A 25,761-nucleotide genomic window follows, 5' to 3' on the forward strand; every position below is an offset into this window, starting at 1 on the left:
GTTTCAATGGGCATTAACCGGTTCACAACGCGTGTGGCCGGTTTGAATATCCCAGGAAAATCAGGTGATTGGCTGTTAAAGGCTGCGTGATCTCGTCGGCGGCCAGTCAACGGTTTGTGCCCCGGTATTATAGGGGTCAGGCGTGCGATAGCAATTGACGGCTGCCAGCGTACGATAGCAATAGAGCGGGGTTTCGGGGACCGGATCCTTTTTGCAATAGGATTTACCGTCAAGCTTGCGGATGGTTGAGCAATCCTGACCGGTCGAAAGCGACACCACATGGTCAATCAGGGTTTTGTCGGTATTGATGATACTGACAACGTCAAAGGCCAGATACCATTCCCCGCCTGTGAAGATGCTGGTTCCGGCAATGTCAGACATTGTGGTGCTGCAGCCAGAAACGCCGGTTCCCAACAATGTTGCAAACAGCCCGGCCAGAATACGTTGTCGAATGACACGCTTGGCATCATGCCGGCTATACACTTTCTGACGACGTTCCATGGTGTCTCCGTCCATCTACCGGGCAATTTTGACCGATAGCATTGTGAAATCTGTTCCCTTGACTGTTAACAAAGCAAGCCCCGTGCCGGATTTGTCGTCATCTGTCCCTGTTCTTGTCATATGGGCAGGGTTAGGTTTGTTTTCAGTCGTTTTGGAGCTTTTCGCTGATCATTTTATGCTGATGATGATGTGTGGAAAATCTTTCAAACCGGTTTAAATCCGCCTGATCGGTCCGCGGGAACAGGCAATTCTTTCCCTGCATCGGTAAATTTGCCCCGATTTTGCCCAAAATGCGGACTTAACTGCTGGATGAAAAAGTACGGAAACAAGCTTTGCACTGGCCAGATACAGGCCATATAGCGGCAATCGGGCAAAATAATTGGCCGATTGCCGGGTTTGGCTTCGAGCAGACTTGACCCTGTACGTGCTGGCGCGTTAAATCCTTGCCAGAATTAATTCAGATAAGCGGGCAGGTTGCCCGCTTTATTGTGACCGGATTGGAGCCGTTTTCGTGGTTGATATTTTCCAGGAAGTCGAAGAAGACCTGAAGCGCGAACGCACAGAAGAACTGTGGCGCAAATACGGGAAATATGTCATCGGCACTGCTGCTGTGATTGTGTTGGGGGTTGCCGGTCGTGAAGGCTGGAAAACTTATGAACACACCACCAGCATCGAAAATGGCACCCGCCTTGCCAATGCTGTCGAACTGGCAAATGCAGGTGACGACAAACAGGATGCCGCGCTTGAAGCGCTTGATGCGATTATTGCCGACGGAAATGCCGGTTTTGTTGCCCTTGGTCATTTCCAGAAAGCCGCAGTTTACCTGCGTGCCGGTGCCGTTCCGTCCGCAGTGACCGAACTTGAAGCGATTGCTGGCAACTCCGAAATTGATGACGTTTACCGTGATCTTGCTGTGGTTCAAATTGCGATGAACAGCGCAAATGAAACCAATGCCAAGGACCTGATCACGCGTCTTCAACCGATCGCGGTTCCGGAAAACGCCTGGTACTATTCTGCGCGTGAAATGATTGCCTTGCTGCATGTTGCCTCGGGTGAAGTTGATGCAGCCAAACCGCTTCTGACGGAAATTGCCGATGACAATGAAGCACCGTCAGGCATGCGCGCACGCGCAAGTGAACTTCTCAAGGCCGTTGGTGCCTAACAAGGTCCAGACAGGATGGCCGGGAACAAACCCGGCCACCATGACGACAGCTTGAATCAGGGGAAACGGTTTTGACCACACGCGGTATTAAGTCAGTTCTGTGCGTAATGGGAATGACAGGCCTTTTGGCCGGGTGTTCGGGTTGGCTTGGTGGCGAAGAAGAACCGCCATTGCCGGGTGAACGCATCTCGGTTCTTGCCCTGCAAAGCACGGTTCAACCCGATGTCGAACTGTCTGACCAGCGTGTGATCCTTCCGGAACCCGAACCGATGGTCGACTGGCCGCAGAATGGCGGCTATCCGAGCCATGCCCTGCATCATGTCGGTCTGGATAATGACGTTCTCAAGCAGGACTGGTCGATTGATATCGGCGAGGGGTCAATGGATGACAACCTTTTGCTTAATCAGGCGATCATTGCGCGCGGTGTGATCTTTACCATTGATGCCAGTGCCGAAGTGCGTGCATTTGCTGCCAATAACGGCAAAAGAATCTGGTCACTCGAACTGGCGCCCGAAGACGAAGAGGACAGCACGCTTCTTGGCGGTGGTCTGGCCTATGAGCGCGGGATCATCTATGCCACCACCGGCTTTGCCGAGATCGTTGCCATTGATGCACCAAGTGCCAAGGTTCTGTGGCGCAGCCAGGTCAGTGCACCGATGCGTTCGGCGCCGACAGTGCGCGGTGGTCGTGTCTTTGCCATTACCATTGATAACCAGACCATCGCGCTCAATGCGATGACCGGTGAAACGCTTTGGAACCATCGTGGTGCAGCCGAAGGCGCATCCTTTATCGGTGGTGCAAGCCCGGCGGTTGATCAGGGTGTGGTGATTTCGGCCTATTCGACAGGCGAGATTTATGCCCTTCGTGTTGAAAACGGTCAGGTGATCTGGTCGGATGCACTGGCCGGTGCAGGACGTACCGATGCGGTGTCGGCAATTGCCGATATTCGCGGCCTTCCGGTCATTGATGATGATCTTGTGATTGCGACAAGTAACTCCGGTCTGACCGTTGCGATTGACCTTCGTACCGGCTATCGGGTCTGGGAACTGGAGGCCGGTGGCATCCAGTCGCCATGGGTGGCCGGCGATTACGTATACCTGCTAACCAACACAAATGATCTGATTGCCTTGCGTCGGAAGACCGGACAGGTTAAATGGGTGACGGTTCTGCCACGTTTTGTCGATCCCGAAGACCAGGAAGAGCCGATTGTCTGGACAGGTCCGGTACTGGTCGGTGACAGGTTGATCGTAGGTAACGAGCAGGGCGAAGTGATGACTGTTTCCCCTTATAGCGGTGACATTCTCGGCAAGGATGAGGTATCCGGGCCGATCACATTGCCGCCATCGGTTGCAGGTGACAGCCTTTACTTCCTGACTGCGGATGCCGATCTAATCGCATATCGCTGATCAGTCAGTTCGAACATAGAGTTTTTCGCAAGGTTTCCTTGCAGGATTTGCGATGCGCCGAGGGCAGTGAAAGCCGTCGGCGCATAACGCCTTTTATAACGAGAGTCTGAAAGTCAGATGTCGCTTAAAGTTGCCATTATCGGTCGCCCCAATGTCGGGAAGTCGACCCTGTTTAACCGTCTGGTCGGCAAAAAGCTGGCTTTGGTGGACGACCAGCCTGGCGTGACCCGTGATCGCCGCTATGGAAAGGCGCGTCTGGGCGATATGTCGTTCGACATTATCGATACCGCCGGTCTGGAAGAAGCATTCGATGATTCGGTCGAAGGCATGATGCGCCAGCAAAGCGAGAAGGCGTTCGAGGAATGCGATGTTGCGCTGTTCCTGATCGACGCCCGTGCAGGCCTGACCCCGCTTGATAACCATTTTGCCGACTGGCTGCGCAAGCGCCACAAACCGGTCTATGTCATTGCCAACAAACACGAAGGCAAGGATCAGGATCCGGGGCTTTACGAGGCCTATGGCCTTGGTCTTGGCGATGTCGCACCAATTTCAGCCGAACATGGTCTTGGCATCGAGCTTCTGTATGATTTGCTCGAACCCCATTGGAAAGAATGGAAAGACCGCGAGCGTGTTGCCAAACAGCATGCCCGCGAAGCGGCGGCCGAGGCGGCTGGTCTGGAAGATGAAGATAGCGACGATCTGATTGACGAAGACGGCTTTGCCGATGACGAGGGCGAGGTCTTCCCGTCCTTTGAAATCGAATTTGACGAAGATGACGAAGACGAAGATGGTGAACTGATCGTCGAAGGATCGCGCGATAATTCGAAAATTCAGCTGGCAATCGTTGGTCGCCCGAACGCAGGAAAATCCACACTTCTCAACCAGCTTCTGGGTGAAAATCGTGTGATGACCGGCCCGCAGGCGGGCCTGACCCGTGATTCGATTGCGGTTGACTGGTCCTATGAAGGTCGTCCGATCCGTCTGGTCGATACAGCGGGTATGCGCCGCAAGAAAAAGATCGATGACCGTGTCGAACGGCTTTCGGTTGCCGATACCCTGCGCGTCATCCGGTATGCACAGGTCGTTGTTCTGATGCTTGACGCGACCAATACCCTAGACAAGCAGGACCTCACGATTGCCCGTATGGTACTTGAAGAAGGCCGAGCCCTGATCATTGCGGTCAACAAGTGGGATGCTGTCCGCGACAAGGCAGAAGTGATGCAGGCCCTGCGTGACAAGCTTGATACGTCTTTTGCACAGGCCAAGGGTATTCCGGTTCTGGCATTCTCGGCATTGACCGGGCGCGGCACCGACAGCCTGATGCCAACCGTGCTTGATCTTCACGATATCTGGAGCCGCCGTATCCCGACTTCACAGCTTAACCGCTGGCTGGAAGCAACCACCGAACGGCATCTGCCGCCGGTCATTTCGGGGCGTCGTATTCGCCTGCGCTATATGACCCAGGCGAAATCGCGTCCGCCAAGCTTCTTTATCAACTGCTCCAAGGCGGCTGAACTGCCCGAAAGCTATACGCGTTACCTGATCAATGGCTTGCGCGAAGATTTCGACATGCCCGGCGTTCCGATCCGTATCTATCTGCGCAGCAGTGATAACCCTTATGCCAAGAAGAAAAAGAAACGCTAGTTTCGGGACTTCTTGTTCAACACATGAAAAAGCCGCCCTTGGTCAACAGGGGCGGCTTTTTGTCTGTCTGTATCGCGGACCGATCAGTTTTTGGGGATCGACGGGCCGTTATCGATGATTTCGCGGATATGTTCGGGCAGGTCTTCTTCGGTGAAGCTTTCCTGAATGTCACCATCCTGCACAAAGGCAAAGATATCGGCGATGTCCTGTCCGGAAAAATCAATCTGATAGCCAAGGTCGGCCTGTTGCAGATGAAGCATCGATTCTGCACCGCGCCACATGCGTGCAAAGAACTCGAACGGTTCACGCGCGATATTCATGTTGGATGCATCAAGTCCGGGGCCGATATCGCCCCCGACATTGTTGACTGCATGACAAACCACGCAGCCACGCTCCGCAAACAGGTCCTTGCCGCGTTCTGCATCCATTTCGCTTATGGCGGCGCTCGTCGAGCCGTTGTCGGCTGTTTGCGCCTCTGTGGCATTTGGCAGGGTCAGGGGTGTTGCAATGATCAATGCCAGGCCAAAAGTCCCCAAAGGAGAAAGAATGCAGTTACGAAGCGCCTGTTTCATGGCTATTCCCAGATTGTTTGTTGCGGGTTGCGGCCATGCTAACGACCCGGGGCGGGTAAATGCAATCAATTGATGGTGCGGGCAAATTTTAAATGGTCTCCCGGGTCATGAGCGGGGATCATCACCCGGGAAAACGGCCTAGTGTCGGGCAGGCGGATTAAGCAGCGCAAAGCCATCCTGCGTGTAATAGGGATAATGCGGATAGGGCGGTGTGCGATCACTGACCCGGTTAAGACGGGCGATCTGACCCTTGTCGAGCGACCAGCCGATTGCGCCAAGATTATCAATCAGCTGTTGCTGATTGCGTGCCCCGATAATCACCGAGGAAACGGTCGGGCGTTGCAACAGCCAGTTAATGGCAACCTGCGGAACGGTTTTGCCGGTCTCGACCGCGATCTCGTCAAGAACATCGATGATGTCGTAAAGTTTTGCGTCATCGACAGGCGGGCCGAACTGACTGGTTTCATGCAAACGGCTTTGGGTCGGGGCGGGTTTGTTACGGCTGATCTTGCCGGTCAGCCGTCCCCAGCCAAGCGGGCTCCAGACCAGTGCGCCAAGTCCCTGATCCTCACCAAGGGGCATCAGGTCCCATTCGTAATCCCGACCAACCAGTGAATAATAAACCTGATTGGCAACATAGCGTGACAGACCGTGGCACTCAGCAATAGAAAGCGATTTCATGATCTGCCATCCGGCAAAGTTTGAAACCCCGATATAACGGATTTTCCCGGCCCGGATCAGATCATCAAGGGTAACAAGAACTTCCTCGATGGGGGTATGGGCGTCAAAGGCGTGAAGTTGCAGCAGATCGATATAATCGGTGCCAAGGCGCGACAGTGCCTGTTCGGTGCCGGCAATCAGGCGGCTGCGCGCGGTGCCATAGTCATTGGGCCCCTGACCCATCGGGAGGCCGAGTTTGGTTGAAATCATGACCTGATCGCGCCGTCCCTTGATCGCCTGACCCAGAACGGTCTCGGATGCGCCATCGGAATAAACATCGGCACTGTCAAAAAGACTGGCCCCATGTTCGAGGCAGATATCAATCAGGGATGCGGCTTCGCGGGCATCCGTTGTGCCCCAGTTTGAAAACAGCGGACCTTGTCCGCCAAAGGTGCCCGTGCCGAGCGAAAGGGCGGGAACCCGAAGGCCGGACCGGCCCAGTTGCCTGTATTCCATATTCAGTCTCCTGAGAGGTGATCGTTTGAACTGGTGCGAATATGGACAGGGGATCAATTTTCAACTAGTACGACCTAAGGAACATTATTTGTGAGTTGAATTCCAAATGGCGCGTCTTGACACAAACCGGTCCGGGGAAATGGAAGTCTATGTCCGTGTGATCGAACGGGGCGGGTTTTCTGCCGCGGCGCGTGATTTCAAGATGACACCATCTGCCGTCAGCAAACTTGTCGGGCGGCTCGAAAGCCGCCTTGGCGTGCGGCTGCTCAACCGGTCGACGCGGAAATTGCAACTGACACCGGAAGGACAGCGGTTCTACGACCGTGCGGTCAATGTTCTGGCGGAACTGAGTGATGCAGAGGACGAAGCGGCAAGGGCCGTTCAGCCGCGTGGCAAGCTTCGCGTCAGTGTGAATATGCCGGTCGGTTTGTATCGCATCTTGCCGCTTGTTCCGGTTTTTCAGGCGCGCTTCCCCGATATCGATCTTGATATCACCGTCAGTGACAAGGTTGTTGATTTGTATGAGGAACGGGCAGATGTCGCCATTCGCAGTGGTCCTTTGCCGTCATCCGGCCTGATTGCGCGCAAGCTGGGACAATGCCGCATGGTGATTGTCGCCTCGCCGGATTATCTGGATGGGGCTGGCACGCCCCGCACTGTCGAGGATTTAAGTGAGCATCAATTGATCGGCTATAACTTTCCGCGTGCGATCAGTGAATGGTCGTTTGATGATCACGGGACGATCAAGACAGTCATGCCCGGCGGCAAGGTCTGTGTCGGGGATGCGGAAAGCGCGCGTCAGCTGGCCGTTGCGGGCGGTGGCGTTGCCCGTCTGGCGGCTTTTCATGTCAGAGACGATGTGGATGCAGGAAGGCTATGTGTGCTGCTTGAGGCGTTTAACCCCGGCGGCGGCGTTGATATTCATGCTGTCTATGTCGGGCAGGGCGGGCTTATGCCTGCGCGCGTGCGGGCATTCCTAGATTTCTGTATTGAAAATGTCGATCTGAACTGAAAAAGGCCTGGCAAAATACCCGGCCTTTGAAAATTGCGCTGGTTCGAAGCTTAGTAAGCGTCAACCACTTCGCCATGTTTGGTGCAGCTGGTTTCTGCCAGATCGACAAACACGTCGGTGATGCTGTCAGGTGTCGGAAGCGACTGCGGATCTTCACCCGGATAGGCTTCTGCACGCATTTTGGTGCGGATACGCCCCGGATTGACCAGATTGACACGGACCTTGCTATCATCGAGCTCCTGCGCATAGGAAAGCACAAGGGCCTCAAGGGCCGCCTTGGTGGCAGCATAAAGCCCCCAGAAAGCACGGCCCTTTGCCGATGCGTTCGAGGTCACGAAAATCGCACGGCCAGCATCGGAAAGCTGCAGCAGCTTGTCGACAGTACGGATCAGACGGAAGTTCGACGTCACATTGGTTGCAACGGTATTGTCGAAAATCTGCGTGTCGATATGGCCAACCGGTGCCAGTTCCCCCAGAAGGGCGGCATTGCCAACAACGATATCAAGCTTGCCGAACCGTTCAAAAATGGTCGGGCCAATGGCATCAACCTTTTCAAACATGGTCAGATCAATCGGAAGCAGCGAAATCTTGCCACCTGCGTCGGTAACTTCGTCGCTCAGTTCTTCAAGCGCGCCGACATTGCGACCAATCGCGATGACATGTGCGCCTTCGGCGGCAAAGCGTTTGGCAACAGCATAACCGATCCCGTGCGAGGCACCGGTAATCAGTGCCACGCGCCCTTCAAGACGTTTGGTTTCGGTCATGCAGATTGCCTTTCAACCAGCTGGCTCAGCTTGCGGTCCTTGTTTTCGGCATTGTGATCCGTCAGACGGATCGGATAGTCGCCGGTAAAGCAGGCATCACAGAATGCCGGGCTGTCATTGTCGCGGCCCGGAAGACCGGTCGCACGATACAGCCCGTCAATGGTGACAAAGGCAAGGCTGTCCACACCAATGATCTTTGCCATGCTTTCGATGTCGTGATTGGCCGCCATCAGTTTGTCTTTGGACGGGGTATCAACGCCATAGAAGCACGGGTTCATGGTCGGCGGGCTGGTGATGCGCATATGGACTTCGGCGGCACCGGCCTGACGGACCAGATCAACAATCTTGGTCGAGGTGGTGCCACGCACGATCGAGTCATCAACCAGAATAACGCGCTTGCCCTTAAGCTTGCCGGGGTTGGCGTTATGTTTCAGCTTCACGCCAAGATGGCGGATCTGATCGGTCGGTTCGATGAAGGTACGGCCGACATAGTGGTTGCGGATGATGCCCAGTTCGAACGGGATACCGCTTTCGTCGGCGTAGCCAAGGGCGGACGGAACACCTGAGTCGGGGATCGGCACGACAACGTCGGCTTCAACAGCAGACTCACGGGCCAGTTCACGACCGATATTCTTGCGCACGTCATAAACGCTTGTTCCTTCGACGATACTGTCGGGGCGGGCGAAATAGACATGCTCGAAAATGCAGAAGCGTGATTTGACCGGTTTGAACGGCTTGATCGAACGAAGACCTTCATCGGTGATTTCGACGATCTCGCCCGGTTCGATGTCGCGGATGAATTCCGCGCCAACAATATCCAGACCGACCGTTTCCGACGACAGGATATAGGCATCATTGAGCTTGCCGAGAACCAGCGGGCGGACACCAAGCGGATCACGTACACCGATCAGTTTCTTCTGGGTCATCACGACCAGAGAATAGGCACCTTCGACCTGACGAACCGCATCGATCAGGCGATCAATGATTTTCTCGTACAGGCTGGTTGCGATCAGGTGAATAAAGGTTTCGGTATCCGAGGTCGACTGGAAGATCGACCCGCGTTTGACCAGACGGTCACGTACCGCAAGCGAGTTGGTCAGGTTACCGTTATGGGCAATCGCCAAACCGCCAAATTCAAAATCGGCAAAAAGCGGCTGAACGTTACGAAGGCCTTTGCCACCTGCGGTGGAGTACCGCACATGGCCGACGGCACGCTGGCCGGGCAGGCTTTTGATTACGTCTTCCGAACCAAAGATATCACCAACCTGGCCAGAAGCCCGGTGGGCAGGAAAATCTTCGCCGTCATAGGAAACGATACCAGCAGCTTCCTGTCCGCGGTGTTGCAAGGCATGAAGGCCAAGAGCCGTCAGAGCCGCCGCATCGGGGGAGCCAAAAACGCCAAAGACGCCACATTCTTCACGTAGCTTGTCGTCATCAAATGGATTGGTGGTCAGCATGAGTGGGTTCCGCTCTCTCGCCGGTGGCGCACGGACAACGTATTCTCTACGAAACCCACACGCCTCACTCGTTAGTGGTCGCCTCAATCAGGCGATCCAAATCATCGCGCGAGGGCCTTGTATACCCGTTTAGGGGCTTGGGTCCAGTCCCTTTTGGCTCCGGACCAAGAAGTTGACGATAGGTTTGCTCATTTGCATCGGCCTTGCGCTGAGCGCGCTCAAGCTCTTGGGCCGTGGTATCGAAAATTTCGTCAGGAGCCATGCGCATAATGAGGAACGCACCTTCCTCAAGAACCGGGCGTGTGCGGGCGTCGCGAACCCAGTCAGGTTGCGAATCTGCGGGCAGAAGCCAAGACAATGCCAAAAAGCCGATACAGACGATCAGGGCGCCGCGCAAAAGACCAAAAACAAAGCCCAGCGTGCTGTCGAGACTATCAAGACCGGAATTCTGAACAGCCCGACCGATCCGGCCGCTGATGAACGAGAAAATCAGAAACGTGATCAGAAACAGGCCAACACCGGTTGCCAGATCGGCAATCAGTTCGGACGGGATCAGATCGCGCACATAGGGTCTGGCAACCGGATAGCCATAAAGCGCACACAGACCAGCCCCCAGCCAGCCCATCATCGACAAGGTTTCATGGATAAAGCCGCGGAAAAAGGCAAACACACCCGAGATCAGCAAGATGCCGACAACAATCAGGTCAAACACATCGCGTGCGCCAAGATCGGGTAGGGCGGAGAAATCCATCTGTTCTTAAACCTTGTCAGTCAATCAGTCTGGGGACGCACGGGCGAGCTCAATACATGCCTTCGCGCGGGCGTACCTTGTCGCGGACATCGTCGCCGAATAGATTTACCAAATCCTGAAGATGGCCGATTTCGGTCTGATTGAGGCCCTTGATCGACAGCTTCTTCTTGCCCTGTGTCCCGTTTTTGGGGGTATAGGCATTGCCAAAGCCAAGTTTGGTGGCTTCTTTGAGCCGCGATTCGAGTTGTCCGACCGGACGAACTTCGCCCGAAAGACCGATTTCACCAACAATCACGGTCTCGGCAGGAACCGGGGCATCTGCCACGGCCGAAATAAGGGCGGCGGCAACCGCCATATCGGCGGCCGGTTCGCCAACCCGCAGGCCACCAGCGACATTAAGATAAACGTCAAACTGGCTGAGCGGTAATCCGCAACGGGCATCCAGAACGGCAAGGATCATGTTCATGCGCGCAGAATCCCAGCCAACAACCGCACGACGTGGTGTCGCAAGGGCCGATTGCGCGACCAGCGCCTGGATCTCGACCAGCATCGGACGGGTGCCTTCCAGCCCGGCAAAGACCGCTGTTCCACTGACCGGTGCGTCGCGATCGGCAAGAAACAGGGCAGACGGGTTCGGAACTTCGACCAGACCGGCGTCGCCCATTTCAAACACGCCAATTTCATCAGTCGCGCCAAAACGGTTTTTCACCGCGCGCAGAATGCGGAACTGATGGCCACGTTCGCCTTCGAAATACAGAACCGTATCGACCATATGTTCCAGAACGCGCGGTCCTGCGATCTGGCCTTCCTTGGTGACGTGACCGACCAGAAGCACGGCAAAGCCCTTGCGCTTGGCAAGGCGGATCAGTTCCAGTGCGCAGGCGCGGACCTGTGACACTGTGCCCGGCGCGCTATCAAGTGTGTCGGCATACATGGTCTGGATGGAGTCAATGACCACGACTTCGTGGCTGCTGGATTCAAGGGTGGTTATGATATCACGCAGGCTGGTCGCGGCCGCAAAATCGACTTTGGACTTCTCAAGCCCCAGACGGGCCGCACGCATGCGAACCTGGTCAACCGCTTCCTCGCCCGAGATATAGGCGCATTTGTGCCGGGCGGCCATCGCGCCAACGGCTTGAAGCAGGATTGTCGATTTCCCGATCCCCGGATCACCACCGACCAGCAATGCCGATCCCGGTACAAGTCCGCCACCACAGGCGCGATCAAGTTCGGTGATGCCGCTTATGATGCGTTTGGGACTGGCGCTTTCGCCCTCAAGGGCGACGAATTCGATGGTTTTACCCTTGGCACCACCGGCAATGCCACCCGCGGCCTTCGGGCCGGTTTCAACGCGTTCTTCCTCGATGCTGTTCCATTCGCCACATCCATCGCAACGGCCGGTCCATTTGCGGTATTCGGCACCACAGTTCTGACAGATGAAACGGCTTTGGGTTTTGGCCACAGAATACTCCGATGGTCGTTAAGGTGGTCAGTAAATGCTTTGCAGGTGTGCGGGGCTTCTGGCGGACTAGAGGTGCTTGAGATCAAGCTCCAGCGGGCCTTCGATATCACCGGCAACGAACTGCTTCAAATAGGGGTTGTCGGACTGATCAATTTCGCTGACCGGACCATCCCAGATGATCTTGCCCTGATAGAGCATGGCGACGCGATCGGCGATCTTGCGCGCACTTGCCATATCATGGGTGATGGTCATCGCACTGGCACCAAGTTCGCGGGTGCATTTGACAATCAGGTCATTGATGATGTCGCCCATGATCGGGTCAATGCCGGTGGTCGGTTCGTCAAAGAACAGGATTTCCGGCTCGGTCGCAATGGCACGGGCCAGACCGACACGTTTTTGCATGCCACCTGACAAAGACGCCGGTGACATATTGGCAATTTCCGGACCCAACCCGACATCGGCAAGGCGTGCAATGGCAACCTCGCGTGCCTCACGCGGTTTCATGCCGCGCCCTTCGATCAGGCCAAAGGCGACATTTTGCCAGACCGAAAGGGAATCAAACAGGGCAGCGCCCTGAAACAGCACGCCGGTTTTCGCAAGCATTGCGTCGCGTTCTGCCTGGCTGGCATCGGTCATCTCGACACCGTCAACGGTGATCGATCCCTGATCCGGGTTCAGAAGGCCCAGCACGCATTTCAGCGTTACCGATTTGCCGGTGCCCGATCCGCCGATGATGGCAACGGATTCACCCGGCGCAACGTCAAGATCGACACCCTGAAGCACCTGTTTGGGGCCAAAGGCCTTGTGAACATTGCGAAGCGATATTTTGGCAGGGCTGGTCATAATGCGTTCACCGGCCCTTATCGCGAAAAGAAGAGTTCGGTGACGATATAGTTCGAAATCAGGATCAGGATGGAACTTGATACAACCGCATTCGTCGTCGCCTGGCCAACGCCCTGCGCACCGCCACGCGAATGATACCCGTGATAGCAGCCCATCAGCGTGATGATGAAGCCAAACACCGCCGCCTTGACCAGACCCGAGACAACATCAAGCTGTTCAAGATACTGGAACGTGTTGCGGATATAGGACCCGTCATTAAAGCCAAGCTTGTTCACACCAACCAGATAGCCGCCAAGAACCCCGATAATATCCCCGATCAGAACCAGAACCGGCAGGGTGATCAGACCGGCAATAACGCGCGGAACCACCAGATATTTGAACGGATTGGTCGAAAGGGTGACAAGCGCGTCGATCTGTTCGGTAACCCGCATGGTGCCGATTTCAGCTGCAATTGCTGCACCGACACGGCCAGCCACCATAAGACCGGCCAGAACCGGACCCAGTTCGCGGGTCATGGAAATGACAACCACGGTGGCAACGGCACTTTCGGCAGAAAAGCGCGAGAACCCCGAATAGGATTGCAGGGCCAGAACCATCCCGGCAAACAGGGTGGTCATGGCAACCACCGGCAACGAGAAATAGCCGATCTCGCGCATCTGTTTGAAAATGAGACGGAAATAGATCGGCGGCGTAACCATATGGCCAACTGTCCGACCTGCAAACACTGTCACGCGACCAACAAGGGCCAGAAAGGTCAGAAAGATATGGCCAACCGGCGCAAAGATCGGCATCTGTACTTCGAAGTCCCCTGTTATCGGCCTGCCAACATAGTCTGGCCAGTTTTTATGGATCAGCTTTCTGTATAGACCCGCCGATAGCGATGTCCAAGCGAAGTTAGTATCTCGTAACCGATTGTACCAGCAGCAGATGCGACATCGTCAACCGTCATCTTGTCATCCAGAAGCGATACCATATCACCGGCCTTGAGGGGCTTGCCCGGAAGATCGGTGATATCAACTGTGATCGCATCCATCGATACACGCCCGACATAGGGGACTTCGTGCCCTTTGATCAGCAATTTTCCGGCATTGGACAAGGAGCGCAGCCAGCCGTCAGCATAACCAAGAGCAATGGTTGCAATCCTGGATTTGCGTTTGGCCTGCCATGTCGCGCCATAGCCGACAGTCTGTGGTTCGTTGATTTCGCGAACTTGCAGAACCTTGACCTTAAGGTTTACCACAGCGCGCATCGGGTTTGCGGCTTCGGGTGTCGGGTTGCCCCCCCAAAGTGCATAGCCCGGACGGCAGAATTCGAGATGATATTCCTTGTCGCGGAAAATGGCCGACGAGTTACAGAAGCCGCGCGGGGCAGGCGGAAGCCTGCGATACCATTTCATGAACAGGTCATACTGTTCCTTGGTGATCGGGTTTCCGGCTTCGTCTGCTGCGACCGGGTGGGTCATGTAACCGGCCTTTTCAAACCCGTAAAGCAGGGATGAATAGCGATCAACCAGATGGCTGACATCAAGCGGGGTCAAGCCAAGGCGGCTCATGCCGGTATCGAGATGAATAAAGGCCGGGGCAGGGCGTTCATATTCGCGGCACAGATTTGACCAGCGTTCAATCTGTTCAAGATCGTTCAGGACCGGAATGACATCATTCTCGATGAAGAATTCCTCGTCGCCGGGCAGCACGCCATTGAGAACTGCGATCCGTCCGCCGCCCCGCAGAACCGGAAAAAGTTCGGCGGCCTCGTTGGCCTGTGCGACGAAGAACAACCGGCATCCCTGCTTTTTGAGAACCGGAACAATGGTATTTGCACCAAGACCATAGGCATCTGCCTTTACCACAGCGCCACAGGTGCGCCCGGTATAACGTTTGGTCAGGATCTTGTAGTTGTCGGCAACTGCTTTCAGATTGATCTGCAGTTCCGCGCACTCGGCAGCACGGCCGACGGCGGGAAGAACGGTCATTCGTAAATACCCCGTGGAATCCAGTTACGGATGGGCGTTACCCCAATCCTTACTCATATTCTTCTTCAATGTGATCAAGATCGCCAAACTTGGTGTAGTTCCCGTCAAAGAACAGGCGGACATTGCCCACCGGGCCGTGACGCTGCTTGGCAACAATTACCTCAGCGGTGTTGTAGACATGGTTCAAACGTTCCTGCCACTGCGCATAGCGTTCACCGAACTTGTCGGTGGCTTCTTCCGGGCGTTGGGCCGGTTCGGCACGTTCGAGATAATATTGTTCGCGATAGATGAACATGACGACGTCGGCGTCCTGCTCGATCGAGCCCGATTCACGAAGGTCAGAAAGCTGCGGACGTTTGTCTTCGCGCTGTTCAACCGCACGCGAAAGCTGTGACAGGGCAAGAACCGGAACTTCGAGTTCCTTGGCAATCGCCTTGAGCATACGGGTAATTTCCGAGACCTCCTGCACGCGACCGTCACCACGGAAGTTGGTTGGCGGTGCCAGAAGCTGAAGGTAATCGACGACGATCATCGCCAGGCCGTGCTGACGTTTCAGTCGGCGACAACGGGTACGCAGGGTAGATACCGGAAGGGCGGGCGTATCGTCGATATAAAGCGGAACAGTATTGAGTTCCTGTGTCGCCAGAAGCAGGCGTTCGAAATCCTGTTCGTTCAGGTCACCACGGCGCATATTATCGCCCGATACCTCGGCGGCCTGCGAGAGAAGACGACCGGCAAGCTGTTCGGCGGCCATCTCAAGCGAGAAGACGGCAACCGCACCTGTACGGACCTCGTCACGGGGGTCTTCACCTGCTGCGCGGTTCTGATGCGATGCGATGGCGGCGTTAAAGGCAACGTTCATCGCAAGGGCTGTTTTACCCATCGACGGACGACCCGCAAGGATCAGCAAGTCTGATGGATGCAGACCGCCCAGCTTGCGGTCAATGTCACGCAAGCCGGTGGTCACGCCAACAACGCGACCGGCGTTCTTATAGGCGTGATCGATATTCTCATAAGCCTTGGCCAGTGCAGGACCAAAGGCCACAAAGCCCGATTCAGCAGCCCCTGCCGTCGCCAGCGAGAACAGTTTCTGTTCTGCCTTTTCGATCTGGGTGGTGGCATCGGTATCAAGTTCGTGCTTATAGGCCTCGTTGACCACATCTTCGCCAAGCTCGATAAGCTCGCGCCGCAGATAAAGGTCATAGATCAGTTTGCCGTAATCACCGGCATTGATCACCGAGACAAGGTTGTTTGACAGTTCTGCCAGATATTGCGCCCCGCCGATTTCAGCAAGTTCCTCATCCTGCTTGAAATACGCCTTGAGCGTGACCGGGTTGGCCAGTTGGCCACGTTCGATCTGCTTGCCGCAGGCTTCGAAAATGCGGCCGTGCCGGGCATCTGCGAAATGTTCCGGTCGCAGGATGTCTGAAACGCGCTCATAGGCGGCGTTATTGTTCAGGATCGCGCCAAGAAGGGCAGCCTCTGCCTCAAAGTTATGAGGAGCCATGCGTTCGAGCACCATGTCGGTGTCGGCACCGTGGTTCATATCCAGAGGAGCGAAAAGGGCGTCAAGATTGGGATCTGTCATGGGCGGAAAAGGTATCAGTCATCCGGTTGGCCGCAAAGAGTTAATCGGTATAACTCATAGCGGGTATTCCGCAAGCGCAGAGGTCGACCGCAGTGCAGGTTTTTGATCCCGTTCGGGAAATCTGTTCCGACAATGGTCCAATGAACGCACCGGACAAAAGAAAACGGCATATCCTTGCGGATATGCCGTCTCTTGAATGGTCTTGGAAGAAAACCTGCAATTAAGCGTTGGTTTCTTCTTCGCCTTCAGCAGCTTCGTCAGCCATGTCAGCCGGAACGTCTTCTTCGAAGAGTTCTTCAGCAGCTTCCAGAGCTTCTTCAGCTTCCATCTCGTCGATGGTGCCAAGAACTGCGCCGCCTTTGCGGAGCTGTTCTTCAGCGTCTTCTTCAGAACGTGCAACGTTGGCAGTTACTTCGATAGCAACTTCCGGGTGCAGGTTGATTTTGACCTGGTGCAGACCAAGGTTTTTGATCGGCTGATCAAGAACAACCTGGGTACGAGCAACAGTGAAACCGGCTTCGGTTACTGCGTTTGCGATGTCGCGTGCAGTTACCGAACCGTAAAGCTGACCGACGTCGGATGCCTGGCGAACGAGGGTAACAGCGAGTTCACCCATGTTCTCGGCAACCGCTTCGGCGTCTTTGCGGCGGTCAAGGTTGTCAGCTTCGAGCTGTGCTTTCTGTGCTTCGAACACAGCAAGGTTTGCTTTGGTTGCACGAAGGGCCATGCCCTGCGGCAGCAAGCGGTTGCGGGCGTGGCCCGGCTTGACGGAGACTACGTCACCCATCTGACCGAGTTTTTCTACCCGCTGGAGCAGAATAACTTCCATCACCGATCCTCCTCATTGCTACGGGTCATCGGTTCTTTCCCCCGCAGCCTGATTAAATGCTCAATAATTCCAAGTCCGGTGATCGCAACAAAGGACCAACTGGACAGAACCGCGACGATGTAAAACACCGTCAGTATCATACGTTTTTGCGGCCATCGGGCTGCCTGCCCATGCACCAGTGCCAATCCCTGAAACAGGAACGGCACTGCCAGTACCACCGCGACGTTTCGCGCCACATAGGCCAGGGATCCATCGGCAAAGCCGACCGTAAACCCGGCCAGGGCGAACGCAAACAGTGACCAGCCAGGCAAGGCGAAAGTCGCCATTCTTGGTGTCGGACGCAGGTTTTTGCCTGCACGCACCAGAATTGCCTGTGCGATTGCCGCATTGGCGAACAGCATCATCAGCCAGCTCACCGCAGCAATCGCCGGGAAGTAAACCTGGAACATGCCAATCAGACCCTGAACATCGGATGTCATAGGGACACCCATTTCCGAGTACATCTGGCTCAGGAGCTTCGAAATGAGTTCCTGAATGTCCAGACCTTCCGCCGTCAAAGTCCCGGTAATGAAGATCATCACCGTTGCGACCATGACGGCCATGGCACTTACGACAATTCCGGATGGAAGAAAGGCAACATTGCCATTTTCATCTTTCCGGATGACCAGCGCCATGCGGGTCAACAACATCGCCGGTCCGGCAAACACGATCATAAAGACCGTGAAAGGCAGCAATCCCCCCAGAAGAACGAGGGCACTGCATGCGGCTACTGCCGCAACCAGCAGGCGTTTGGGTCCTTGCCAAAGTCCCGTAAGGAACAGCGGCAAATGCCCGAAATATGAGAGCAAAAGCGCAATCGGATTTCCTGATAGAACCAACAGGAACAGAACGGCACTGCCCAGTCCTGAACCAATCGCTATGAGGGTGTCACGTTGCATCATTTACTCCCGGCCCGAGACCACAAAAGGGTCTCTTGCCGACTGCCTCAGACCTGGTCTGCGTAGGGCAGCAGCGCCAGGAAGCGTGCACGTTTAATGGCTTTTGCCAGTTCGCGCTGCTTCTTGGCCGAAACCGCAGTGATACGGCTCGGAACGATTTTGCCGCGTTCGGAAACGAAACGCTGCAGCAGTTTGACATCTTTGTAGTCAATCTTCGGCGCATCATCACCCGAGAACGGGCAGGATTTGCGACGACGGAAAAACAGACGACGTCCAGCCATGATATTATCTCCTCGCTATCTGTTAGCCGTGCTGACGGGGACCGCCACGGCGATTACCGCCACGACCGCCGCGCTCGTCGCGGTTACGCAGAATGGCAGACTGTTCTTCTTCGAACTCGTCAACCTTGACAGTCATCTGACGCAGAACGTCTTCGTTCAGGCGCATCTGACGCTCATATTCCGCGATCACATCTTTTTCAGCTTCGATCTGGAAGAGAGTATAGTGGCCTTTGCGGTTCTTTTTGACACGGTATGCCAGGGAACGCAGACCCCAATATTCGGTTTTAGCGATCTTGCCACCGAGACCTTCGATGGTCTGGGTCAGCTTTTCGTTCAGGCTTTCGACCTGTGCGGTCGAGAAGTCCTGACGTGCGATAAACACGCTTTCGTACTTGCTCATAATACTCCTAATCACTCCTTGTGGCTTATCTCTTCCGTACATGACCTCATGTCATGCAGGCATAGCCGGGCAATCCCGGCAAGGAGCCGTGAGACGGCGGAATATACACTTTTCGCCCATTAGTGCAACGCCAAATGCACGTTTTCCACAGGCAGGCACACAGAGCGCGAAAACTTCAATGCGTGTTGGTTTGTATCGGGTTGTGACCATTTGGGGGCATATTGTCAGTGTTGCACTTTTCAGGAAGCCGATATGCGTGAACTGGTTCACACTTGAAACGAAAAATTCAAGCGAGTAGGCCTTGTTGCATTCGTTGTGCCGGTAACTGACGCGCCCTGTTGATTATTCCTGTTCAGCTACAGGGACGGGCCGGGTGACGCGTATCGAGCGTTCTTGTCCCGAATACCGGTTCTGCAGTCCCAAGTTTCATGACACGCGGATTTGTAATGCCAGAGCCTTCTATTGATGCTGCGTCTTCACGCCGGGCATCGTTATTCAATTTATGTTTACTTGCGTTATGTGTCGGTATCGTCACCGGGTACGGAGCAGTGGCGTTCCGTGCTCTGGTCGCCCTGATCCATAACATCGCGTATTTTGGCGTCTTCTCTATTGAATATGATGCCAACCTTTTGACCGAGCCGAGCAGCTGGGGGCCTTTATTCATTCTGGTGCCTGTCATCGGCGGGATGTTCGTGGTCTTTCTGGTCAATAATTTCGCCCCCGAGGCCAAAGGCCATGGCGTTCCCGAAGTGATGAACGCCATTTATTTCGAACAGGGCCGTATTCGCCCGACGGTCGCACTGGTCAAATCAATCGCGTCGTCGCTTTCAATCGGCACTGGCGCATCGGTTGGTCGCGAAGGCCCGATCATTCAAGTCGGATCGGCGCTGGGTTCAAGTATCGCCCAGATTTTCAGGCTGCAGACCGGCCAGCGCATAACGCTGCTTGCGGCCGGGGCGGGCGCAGGTATTGCGGCGACCTTCAATACACCACTTGGTGCCGTGCTGTTTGCCATCGAGCTGATGATGCCCGAAGTTTCTACCCGTACATTTTTGCCGGTGGTGATTGCAACCGGGGCTGCGACCTATATCGGACGGATCTCATTTGGTTTGGCACCAGCCTTTGACGTGCCCCTTGCTGCCGTCCCGCAAGTGTCGGCAATCGATCTTCAGGCGCTTGTTGTTTATGTCGTGCTTGGTCTTCTGTGTGGTGTTGCGGCCTGGATGTTGATCCGCTCGATGCTGATCACTGGGGCATTTTTCAAGAAAATGCCGGGAAATGATTACACCCGTCATGCGGTTGGCATGCTTTCGGTCGGTATTCTGATGTATGTCCTGCTGCTGACGGGTGGCAATTATTATGTTGACGGTGTCGGCTATGGCACGATCCAGCATATCCTGCGCGGGGCGATGACTTCCTTGCCGCTGCTGGTGATCCTGTTCTTTGCCAAGCTCTATGCAACCTCGGTCAGTATCGGTTCCGGGGCGTCGGGTGGTGTGTTCTCGCCATCCCTGTTTGCTGGGGCAACGCTTGGCGCAACTTGCGGCGTGGTCGGCAATATGATCTTCCCCGAAGCAGGCATTACGCCTGTCGAGTTCGCACTTGTCGGGATGGGTGGGGTTGTTGCGGCTGGTACTGGTGCGGCAATGACCGCGATCATCATGATCTTCGAGATGACGCGCGACTATAATATAATTGTACCGCTGATCGTCGCCGTTGCCATTGCGCTTGGTTTCCGTCGCATGATCATCAGCGAGACGATCTATACGTCCAAGCTGGTTCTGCGTGGACGTCATATCCCCAAAGAGCGTCATAGCAACATGTTCATGGTTCATCCGGTCCGCGAGGTCATGACAACCAGACAGCTTTATGTCGAAGCGGCGCTTCGGGTATCGGAAATCATCGACAAGATCGGCTCATCCCCGGAACCAAATCCGATGATTGTCCTCGAAGGAGACAGGATTGCCGGTGTTATTCCTGATCAGACAGCTTTGTTCTCGGTCGTTGGTGACAAGGGCAACAAGACGCTTAAGGAATTGATCGGCGAAGATTTCGTCGTCGTTGTCGATGACATGAACATGTATGACGTGATCAAACGTATGGAACGCCGCAAGGCGCGCGCCGCTGTTGTGGTGAAGCCGTGCCGTGGTGTGCCGCGTCAGGATGATGTTTGCGGTGTGATTACCAAGTCGCATATTGCGGACAGCGTGGTTTCGAGCATGCAGCACTATATTGGCTAAGTTCCAAGAACAATGGGCGAATTTGTGCGCTGCACGATAGGGAGTCCTTCATGAAAGGCAGCAAACATGTCATACATGTTTGCTGCCTTTTAACTTGAAATCATGAATTTCCGTGCCACCTTGTTTGCAAGGTTTGGATATGACAGCCAAAAAACCGCATCTGTCCTTGACAGCGGAGGCGGGCACGTTATCAAGGGTGGCTCAATTTTAAGGCCGATTATTCGGCACAGCCTTCGTAGAAGCGGACAAGGGTATATTTGATATAATGACACGCGCACTCGTTTTCCCCGGTCAGGGGTCGCAAGCGGTTGGTATGGGGAAAGAACTGGCAGAAGCATTCCCGGTTGCCCGCGAAGTTTTCCAGGAAGTCGATGACGCACTTTCCCAAAAACTGAGCGCATTGATGTTCGAAGGTCCGGAAAACGAACTGACCCTGACTGAAAACGCGCAACCCGCGTTGATGGCCGTCAGCCTTGCTGTTACCCGCGTTCTTGAAAAAGAAGGTGGCTTCATGCTGACCGACAAATGCGATCTGGTCGCGGGCCATTCACTGGGTGAATATTCTGCGCTTGCTGCGGCCGGGACCTTTGCGATTGCCGATGCCGCCCGTCTTCTGAAAATCCGTGGGCAGGCCATGCAGGCCGCTGTTCCGGTTGGTGTTGGCGCGATGGCGGCCCTTCTTGGTCTTGATTATGCCGATGCTGTTGCGGTTGCAGAAGAAGCCGCACAGGGCGAAGTCTGCACCGCGGCCAACGATAATGCCAGCGGACAGGTTGTTGTTTCGGGCCATAAGGCCGCTGTCGAGCGCGCGATCGAGATCGCCAAGGGCAAGGGCGCGAAACGCGCAGTTCTTCTGCCGGTATCCGCACCGTTCCATTGCCCGCTGATGCAGCCGGCTGCGGATCGTATGGCCGAGGCCCTTGGTACTGTCACCATGAATGCGCCGGCAAAACCGGTTGTTGCGAACGTGACAGCAGAAAAAACTGATGATCCGGAAACCATTCGTAAACTCCTTGTGGAGCAGGTTTGCGGCACGGTGCGCTGGCGTGAGTCTGTTCTTTACATGAAAGAACAGGGCATCACCGAGCTGGTCGAGATCGGCGCAGGCAAGGTTCTGACCGGTATGGTCCGCCGTATTGATCGTGATCTGAGCGGCACTGCCGTAAATGGTCCGGCAGATATCGAAGCATTCCTTGGCACTCTTTAGAGTGTTCCGAGAAAAGACGAACCCAAAGGGAATTAAAGTTAATGTTTGATCTTGCAGGGAAAACAGCACTCGTAACGGGCGCGACCGGCGGTATCGGTGGCGAAATCGCCAAGGTTCTGGCGCAGGCCGGTGCGAAGGTTGCTCTGTCGGGTACCCGTCAGGAACGCCTCGAAGCGGTTGCTGCCGACATCGGTGAAAATGCCGTTGTTGTTCCGGCCAACCTTTCGGACTCTGAATCGGTTGATGGTCTGATCAAGAATGCCGAAGAGGCCCTTGGTGGTCAGCTTGATATTCTGGTCAACAATGCGGGCATCACCCGTGACCAGCTTGCCATGCGTCTGAAAGACGAAGACTGGCAGGCGGTTCTTGATGTCAATCTGACCTCGGCTTTCAAGCTTGCGCGCAATTCGCTGCGTGGCATGATGAAGCGCCGTCATGGCCGCATCATCAACATCACCTCGATTGTCGGTGTGACCGGTAACCCGGGGCAGACCAACTATGCGGCGGCCAAGGCTGGCATGATCGGCTGGTCGAAATCGCTGGCACAGGAAGTTGCCGCACGTGGCATCACGGTAAATTGTGTGGCACCAGGTTTCATTACCACGGCTATGACAGAAGAACTCGGAGACGCTCAGAAAGAAAAGCTTTTGGGTGGTATTCCGGCAGGTCGCATGGGCGACAGCAAAGAGATCGCAGCAGCGGTTCTGTATCTCGCAAGTGACGAAGCTGCTTATGTCACGGGACAGACCTTGCATGTGAACGGCGGAATGGCGATGATTTAACCCGTTGCGGGTTGCCTACTTTTCTGCTTAAAAGGGGCCGCTATACCAAATATTGAAACCGGCAATTGTTTGTTGTCGGTTTCCGGTTCCCGGGAAGTCCTTCAATAGGGGGAATAAACGGGCACCACGTAAACACTAACTGACAGAAAACCTATTGAAGGATTTGAGCTATGAGTGATGTCGCAGATCGCGTGAAGAAGATCGTTGTCGAGCACCTCGGTGTTGAAGAAGACAAGGTCACTGAAAACGCAAGCTTCATCGATGATCTGGGCGCAGACAGCCTGGACACCGTTGAGCTGGTTATGGCGTTTGAAGAAGAATTCGGTTGCGAGATTCCTGATGACGCGGCTGAAAAAATTCTGACCGTCAAAGACGCGATCGACTTCATCGAAAAGGCGAACGGCTAATCTTGCCGTGAGACATGGGCGCCAGAGGGCATCCTCAGGCGCCCTTTTCGTCTTTGCTGGATTCATAAAATAAAGGCGTAATGCGGGATGAGACGCGTAGTTGTTACCGGACTTGGTGCTGTAACGCCGCTTGCTAGCGGTGCACAGAATACCTGGCAGAAATTGCTGAACAGCCAATCCGGCATCAAAGCCATCGATACTTTCGATGTGTCCGATATCCCTGCCAAAATCGCAGGCCTCGTGCCGCGCGGTGAGGGTGACGGACTTTTCAACGCGGAAGATCATGTCTCGATCAAAGACATGAAGAAAATGGACGATTTTATCGTCTATGGGATTGCCGCTGCAGATCAGGCACTGGCTGATTCGGGCTGGAAACCGGAAACCGACGAAGATCAGGAAGCCACTGGCGTTCTGATTGGTTCTGGTATCGGTGGCCTTCCGAAAATTGCCGAAGCTTCGGATCTCGTGAATAACGGCAAGACCCGCCGTGTCAGTCCGTTCTTCATTCCGTCATGCCTGATCAACCTGGTTTCTGGCCAAGTTTCGATCAAACACGGTCTCAAAGGTCCGAACCATGCGGTGGTAACTGCATGTTCGACCGGTGCACATGCCATTGGCGACGCATCGCGCATGATCATGCTTGGCGATGCGGACGTTATGGTTGCCGGTGGTGCAGAAGCTGCTGTTTGCCGTCTTGGCATGGCTGGTTTTGCTGCTGCGCGTGCGCTTTCGACCGGTTACAACGACACCCCGACCGAGGCATCCCGTCCGTGGGATCAGGGCCGTGACGGTTTTGTCATGGGCGAAGGTGCTGGCTGTGTCGTTCTTGAAGAATACGAACATGCCAAGGCACGTGGTGCGAGGATTTATGCAGAAGTCGGCGGCTATGGCATGTCGGGCGATGCGTATCACATCACCGCACCGGCCGAAGACGGCAATGGTGGCTTCCGCTCGATGCGCAATGCGCTTCGCAATGCGGGCGTGAACCCGGAAGACGTCGACTATGTCAACGCACATGGTACCTCGACTCCGCTGGGTGACGAAATCGAACTGGGTGCGGTCAAGCGTCTGTTTGGTGACCAGGCAACCAAGCTGTCCATGTCTTCGACCAAATCGGCAACCGGTCACCTTCTGGGTGCGGCGGGTGCGATTGAAGCAGTGTTCTCGATCCTTGCGATCCACGAAGGTGTCGTTCCGCCGACCCTGAACCTGCGCAATCCGTCCGAAGCCTGCAAAGGTATCGATCTGGTTCCGCTTGAAGCAAAACAGCGCAAGGTCAATGTTGCTCTGTCGAACTCGTTCGGCTTTGGCGGCACCAATGCCTCGCTGGTATTCAAGGCCGTTTAAAACAGCAGAGCCAACCTTAACGGGAGCTATCCCTTGAAGCGTTTTCTGCTTGTTCTTGGCTTGCTAATCATCACCGCCGCACTCACCATTGGTGGGGCGGCGGTGTATGTTTATGTGCAATACACATCGCCAAGCAAACTTGTACAGGACCGTGACATCATTATCCCGCAAGGGACCGGTGTTCGCGGCATTGCAGAGATTTTTCGACGCGAACAGATTATTGATGAGCCGCTGATCTTTATGGCTGGCGTGCGGGTTAGCGGGCTGGATCGCTCGCTCCGGGCGGGGGAATACCACTTCCCCAAACGGGTAAGCCCGAAGCAGGCTGCCGAAATCCTGGCCAATGGTGAAACAGTTAACCGGTTTGTCACCATTCCCGAAGGTCTTCGGTCGGGTGAAATTGTCGCGCGAATCAATCTGGTCGATGGATTAACTGGCGAAATCACCGAAATTCCCAAAGACGGTACTCTGTTGCCCGAGACCTATCAATTCTCTTATGGCGATTCCAAGCAAAGCATCCTTGACCGGATGCGGGCTGCCCATGACGAGATGGTCGAGCAACTTTGGCCGGGGCGCGACGCCAATCTGCCGTTTGATACAATCGAGGAGGCCCTTGTTCTGGCCTCCATCGTCGAACGGGAAACAGGTGTTGCCGCCGAGCGCGCCCGGGTGGCTGGTGTCTTCATCAACCGGCTTCGGATCAACATGCGTTTGCAGTCCGATCCGACGGTTGCCTATGCTATCAGTCCGGATAAACGTCTTGAACGGTCGCTGACGCGCAAGGATCTGCGTTTTGAAAGCCCGTATAACACTTATGTGACCGCGGGTTTGCCTCCGTCACCAATCACCAATCCGGGACGTGAAGCCTTTTATGCGGTTCTGCATCCGGCAACCACGAAAGAGCTTTATTTTGTGGCTGATGGTACGGGCGGGCACGCCTTTGCCCGGACCCTTAAGGAACATAACCGCAATGTCGCCAAATGGCGGCGCATCCGCGACGGTCAGTGACCGGGATTTTCA

Annotated in this window: 25 protein-coding genes; 10 read left to right on the forward strand and 15 right to left on the reverse strand. The window is 55.1% G+C overall.

What is annotated here, in order from left to right; genetic code table 11:
- Positions 1 to 75: 75 nt before the first annotated feature.
- Entirely contained in the window at positions 76 to 501 is a 426-nt protein-coding gene (locus WA318_RS15565; RefSeq protein ID WP_114098378.1) for a hypothetical protein, read from the reverse strand.
- A 511-nt stretch (positions 502 to 1,012) separates the two neighbouring features.
- On the opposite strand from WA318_RS15565, the gene WA318_RS15570 reads away from it, so the two are divergent.
- From WA318_RS15570 to der, 3 genes are all read left to right on the forward strand, one after another.
- Positions 1,013 to 1,663, forward strand: a complete 651-nt coding sequence (locus WA318_RS15570; protein ID WP_114098376.1) for a DUF2659 family protein — start codon at positions 1,013 to 1,015, stop codon at positions 1,661 to 1,663.
- 113 nt (positions 1,664 to 1,776) lie between these two features.
- Positions 1,777 to 3,069 (forward strand): outer membrane protein assembly factor BamB family protein, encoded by a 1,293-nt coding sequence (locus WA318_RS15575; RefSeq protein WP_258548709.1) that lies wholly within the window; start codon positions 1,777 to 1,779, stop codon positions 3,067 to 3,069.
- A gap of 117 nt (positions 3,070 to 3,186) precedes the next feature.
- Positions 3,187 to 4,713 (forward strand): ribosome biogenesis GTPase Der, encoded by a 1,527-nt coding sequence (gene der, locus WA318_RS15580; RefSeq protein WP_336082567.1) that lies wholly within the window; start codon positions 3,187 to 3,189, stop codon positions 4,711 to 4,713.
- Between the two features lie 83 nt (positions 4,714 to 4,796).
- On the opposite strand, the gene WA318_RS15585 is transcribed toward der, so the two are convergent.
- Together WA318_RS15585 and WA318_RS15590 are read right to left on the reverse strand one after the other, a co-directional pair.
- Complete coding sequence (locus WA318_RS15585; protein ID WP_336082569.1) at positions 4,797 to 5,285, reverse strand: c-type cytochrome; 489 nt, start codon at positions 5,283 to 5,285, stop codon at positions 4,797 to 4,799.
- A gap of 138 nt (positions 5,286 to 5,423) precedes the next feature.
- Complete coding sequence (locus tag WA318_RS15590) at positions 5,424 to 6,461, reverse strand: aldo/keto reductase (protein WP_336082571.1); 1,038 nt, start codon at positions 6,459 to 6,461, stop codon at positions 5,424 to 5,426.
- A 106-nt stretch (positions 6,462 to 6,567) separates the two neighbouring features.
- Between WA318_RS15590 and WA318_RS15595 the strand changes: the two genes are divergently transcribed.
- On the forward strand, positions 6,568 to 7,473 hold the full coding sequence (locus tag WA318_RS15595) for a LysR family transcriptional regulator (RefSeq protein WP_336082573.1): 906 nt from the start codon (positions 6,568 to 6,570) through the stop codon (positions 7,471 to 7,473).
- A gap of 50 nt (positions 7,474 to 7,523) precedes the next feature.
- Here the strand turns inward: WA318_RS15595 and WA318_RS15600 are convergent, their stop codons facing one another.
- The 12 genes from WA318_RS15600 to rpsF form a co-directional block, all read right to left on the reverse strand.
- On the reverse strand, positions 7,524 to 8,237 hold the full coding sequence (locus tag WA318_RS15600) for an SDR family NAD(P)-dependent oxidoreductase (protein WP_336082575.1): 714 nt from the start codon (positions 8,235 to 8,237) through the stop codon (positions 7,524 to 7,526).
- Entirely contained in the window at positions 8,234 to 9,694 is a 1,461-nt protein-coding gene (gene purF / locus WA318_RS15605) for an amidophosphoribosyltransferase (RefSeq protein ID WP_114098370.1), read from the reverse strand. The genes WA318_RS15600 and purF overlap by 4 nt, the downstream gene beginning before the upstream one ends.
- Positions 9,695 to 9,758: 64 nt before the next feature.
- Entirely contained in the window at positions 9,759 to 10,445 is a 687-nt protein-coding gene (locus WA318_RS15610; RefSeq protein ID WP_114098369.1) for a CvpA family protein, read from the reverse strand.
- A 49-nt stretch (positions 10,446 to 10,494) separates the two neighbouring features.
- Positions 10,495 to 11,907: a DNA repair protein RadA gene (gene radA, locus WA318_RS15615; RefSeq protein ID WP_336082578.1), complete on the reverse strand. Its 1,413-nt coding sequence runs from the start codon at positions 11,905 to 11,907 to the stop codon at positions 10,495 to 10,497.
- Between the two features lie 66 nt (positions 11,908 to 11,973).
- A complete protein-coding gene (locus WA318_RS15620; RefSeq protein WP_336082580.1) occupies positions 11,974 to 12,750 on the reverse strand; it encodes an ABC transporter ATP-binding protein in 777 nt (258 codons plus the stop codon).
- A 17-nt stretch (positions 12,751 to 12,767) separates the two neighbouring features.
- The gene (locus tag WA318_RS15625) at positions 12,768 to 13,541 is read right to left on the reverse strand and encodes an MlaE family ABC transporter permease (RefSeq protein ID WP_114098366.1); all 774 of its coding nucleotides are present in this window, start codon (positions 13,539 to 13,541) and stop codon (positions 12,768 to 12,770) included.
- Positions 13,542 to 13,600: 59 nt separating this feature from the next.
- Positions 13,601 to 14,722 carry an alanine racemase gene (gene alr / locus WA318_RS15630; protein ID WP_114098365.1) on the reverse strand — a complete coding sequence of 374 codons (1,122 nt, stop codon included), beginning with the start codon at positions 14,720 to 14,722 and terminating at the stop codon, positions 13,601 to 13,603.
- 49 nt (positions 14,723 to 14,771) lie between these two features.
- Positions 14,772 to 16,310: a replicative DNA helicase gene (locus WA318_RS15635; protein ID WP_336082585.1), complete on the reverse strand. Its 1,539-nt coding sequence runs from the start codon at positions 16,308 to 16,310 to the stop codon at positions 14,772 to 14,774.
- 220 nt (positions 16,311 to 16,530) lie between these two features.
- Entirely contained in the window at positions 16,531 to 17,139 is a 609-nt protein-coding gene (gene rplI / locus WA318_RS15640; RefSeq protein WP_114098363.1) for a 50S ribosomal protein L9, read from the reverse strand.
- Positions 17,139 to 18,080, reverse strand: a complete 942-nt coding sequence (locus tag WA318_RS15645) for a DUF2232 domain-containing protein (RefSeq protein WP_336082587.1) — start codon at positions 18,078 to 18,080, stop codon at positions 17,139 to 17,141. The genes rplI and WA318_RS15645 overlap by 1 nt, the downstream gene beginning before the upstream one ends.
- Before the next feature lie 44 nt (positions 18,081 to 18,124).
- Positions 18,125 to 18,358, reverse strand: coding sequence for a 30S ribosomal protein S18 (gene rpsR / locus WA318_RS15650; protein WP_114098362.1), 234 nt, complete (start codon positions 18,356 to 18,358; stop codon positions 18,125 to 18,127).
- A 22-nt stretch (positions 18,359 to 18,380) separates the two neighbouring features.
- The gene (gene rpsF / locus WA318_RS15655; protein ID WP_068518611.1) at positions 18,381 to 18,758 is read right to left on the reverse strand and encodes a 30S ribosomal protein S6; all 378 of its coding nucleotides are present in this window, start codon (positions 18,756 to 18,758) and stop codon (positions 18,381 to 18,383) included.
- A 548-nt stretch (positions 18,759 to 19,306) separates the two neighbouring features.
- On the opposite strand from rpsF, the gene WA318_RS15660 reads away from it, so the two are divergent.
- The 6 genes from WA318_RS15660 (at position 19,307) to mltG (ending at position 25,749) form a co-directional block, all read left to right on the forward strand.
- Complete coding sequence (locus tag WA318_RS15660; protein ID WP_336082591.1) at positions 19,307 to 20,998, forward strand: chloride channel protein; 1,692 nt, start codon at positions 19,307 to 19,309, stop codon at positions 20,996 to 20,998.
- A gap of 265 nt (positions 20,999 to 21,263) precedes the next feature.
- Positions 21,264 to 22,205, forward strand: coding sequence for an ACP S-malonyltransferase (gene fabD / locus WA318_RS15665; RefSeq protein ID WP_114098361.1), 942 nt, complete (start codon positions 21,264 to 21,266; stop codon positions 22,203 to 22,205).
- Positions 22,206 to 22,246: 41 nt separating this feature from the next.
- Positions 22,247 to 22,987 carry a 3-oxoacyl-[acyl-carrier-protein] reductase gene (gene fabG, locus WA318_RS15670; protein ID WP_114098360.1) on the forward strand — a complete coding sequence of 247 codons (741 nt, stop codon included), beginning with the start codon at positions 22,247 to 22,249 and terminating at the stop codon, positions 22,985 to 22,987.
- A gap of 170 nt (positions 22,988 to 23,157) precedes the next feature.
- Entirely contained in the window at positions 23,158 to 23,394 is a 237-nt protein-coding gene (locus WA318_RS15675; RefSeq protein ID WP_007090351.1) for an acyl carrier protein, read from the forward strand.
- 87 nt (positions 23,395 to 23,481) lie between these two features.
- Complete coding sequence (gene fabF / locus WA318_RS15680) at positions 23,482 to 24,741, forward strand: beta-ketoacyl-ACP synthase II (protein ID WP_114098359.1); 1,260 nt, start codon at positions 23,482 to 23,484, stop codon at positions 24,739 to 24,741.
- A 33-nt stretch (positions 24,742 to 24,774) separates the two neighbouring features.
- A complete protein-coding gene (gene mltG / locus WA318_RS15685; RefSeq protein ID WP_336082602.1) occupies positions 24,775 to 25,749 on the forward strand; it encodes an endolytic transglycosylase MltG in 975 nt (324 codons plus the stop codon).
- The last annotated feature ends 12 nt before the right edge of the window (positions 25,750 to 25,761 follow it).

The organism is Thalassospira sp. CH_XMU1448-2 (assembly GCF_037027285.1).
Taxonomy (GTDB): domain Bacteria; phylum Pseudomonadota; class Alphaproteobacteria; order Rhodospirillales; family Thalassospiraceae; genus Thalassospira; species Thalassospira profundimaris_C.

Coding starts and splice junctions, on each gene's coding strand:
- WA318_RS15565 (WP_114098378.1), bottom strand. CDS start 501: ATGGAACGTCGTCAGAAAGTGTATAGCCGGCATGATGCCAAGCGTGTC.
- WA318_RS15575 (WP_258548709.1), top strand. CDS start 1,777: ATGACAGGCCTTTTGGCCGGGTGTTCGGGTTGGCTTGGTGGCGAAGAA.
- der (WP_336082567.1), top strand. CDS start 3,187: ATGTCGCTTAAAGTTGCCATTATCGGTCGCCCCAATGTCGGGAAGTCG.
- WA318_RS15585 (WP_336082569.1), bottom strand. CDS start 5,285: ATGAAACAGGCGCTTCGTAACTGCATTCTTTCTCCTTTGGGGACTTTT.
- WA318_RS15590 (WP_336082571.1), bottom strand. CDS start 6,461: ATGGAATACAGGCAACTGGGCCGGTCCGGCCTTCGGGTTCCCGCCCTT.
- WA318_RS15595 (WP_336082573.1), top strand. CDS start 6,568: ATGGCGCGTCTTGACACAAACCGGTCCGGGGAAATGGAAGTCTATGTC.
- WA318_RS15600 (WP_336082575.1), bottom strand. CDS start 8,237: ATGACCGAAACCAAACGTCTTGAAGGGCGCGTGGCACTGATTACCGGT.
- purF (WP_114098370.1), bottom strand. CDS start 9,694: ATGCTGACCACCAATCCATTTGATGACGACAAGCTACGTGAAGAATGT.
- WA318_RS15610 (WP_114098369.1), bottom strand. CDS start 10,445: ATGGATTTCTCCGCCCTACCCGATCTTGGCGCACGCGATGTGTTTGAC.
- WA318_RS15620 (WP_336082580.1), bottom strand. CDS start 12,750: ATGACCAGCCCTGCCAAAATATCGCTTCGCAATGTTCACAAGGCCTTT.
- WA318_RS15625 (WP_114098366.1), bottom strand. CDS start 13,541: ATGCCGATCTTTGCGCCGGTTGGCCATATCTTTCTGACCTTTCTGGCC.
- alr (WP_114098365.1), bottom strand. CDS start 14,722: ATGACCGTTCTTCCCGCCGTCGGCCGTGCTGCCGAGTGCGCGGAACTG.
- WA318_RS15635 (WP_336082585.1), bottom strand. CDS start 16,310: ATGACAGATCCCAATCTTGACGCCCTTTTCGCTCCTCTGGATATGAAC.
- rplI (WP_114098363.1), bottom strand. CDS start 17,139: ATGGAAGTTATTCTGCTCCAGCGGGTAGAAAAACTCGGTCAGATGGGT.
- WA318_RS15645 (WP_336082587.1), bottom strand. CDS start 18,080: ATGATGCAACGTGACACCCTCATAGCGATTGGTTCAGGACTGGGCAGT.
- rpsR (WP_114098362.1), bottom strand. CDS start 18,358: ATGGCTGGACGTCGTCTGTTTTTCCGTCGTCGCAAATCCTGCCCGTTC.
- rpsF (WP_068518611.1), bottom strand. CDS start 18,758: ATGAGCAAGTACGAAAGCGTGTTTATCGCACGTCAGGACTTCTCGACC.
- fabD (WP_114098361.1), top strand. CDS start 21,264: ATGACACGCGCACTCGTTTTCCCCGGTCAGGGGTCGCAAGCGGTTGGT.
- fabG (WP_114098360.1), top strand. CDS start 22,247: ATGTTTGATCTTGCAGGGAAAACAGCACTCGTAACGGGCGCGACCGGC.
- WA318_RS15675 (WP_007090351.1), top strand. CDS start 23,158: ATGAGTGATGTCGCAGATCGCGTGAAGAAGATCGTTGTCGAGCACCTC.
- fabF (WP_114098359.1), top strand. CDS start 23,482: ATGAGACGCGTAGTTGTTACCGGACTTGGTGCTGTAACGCCGCTTGCT.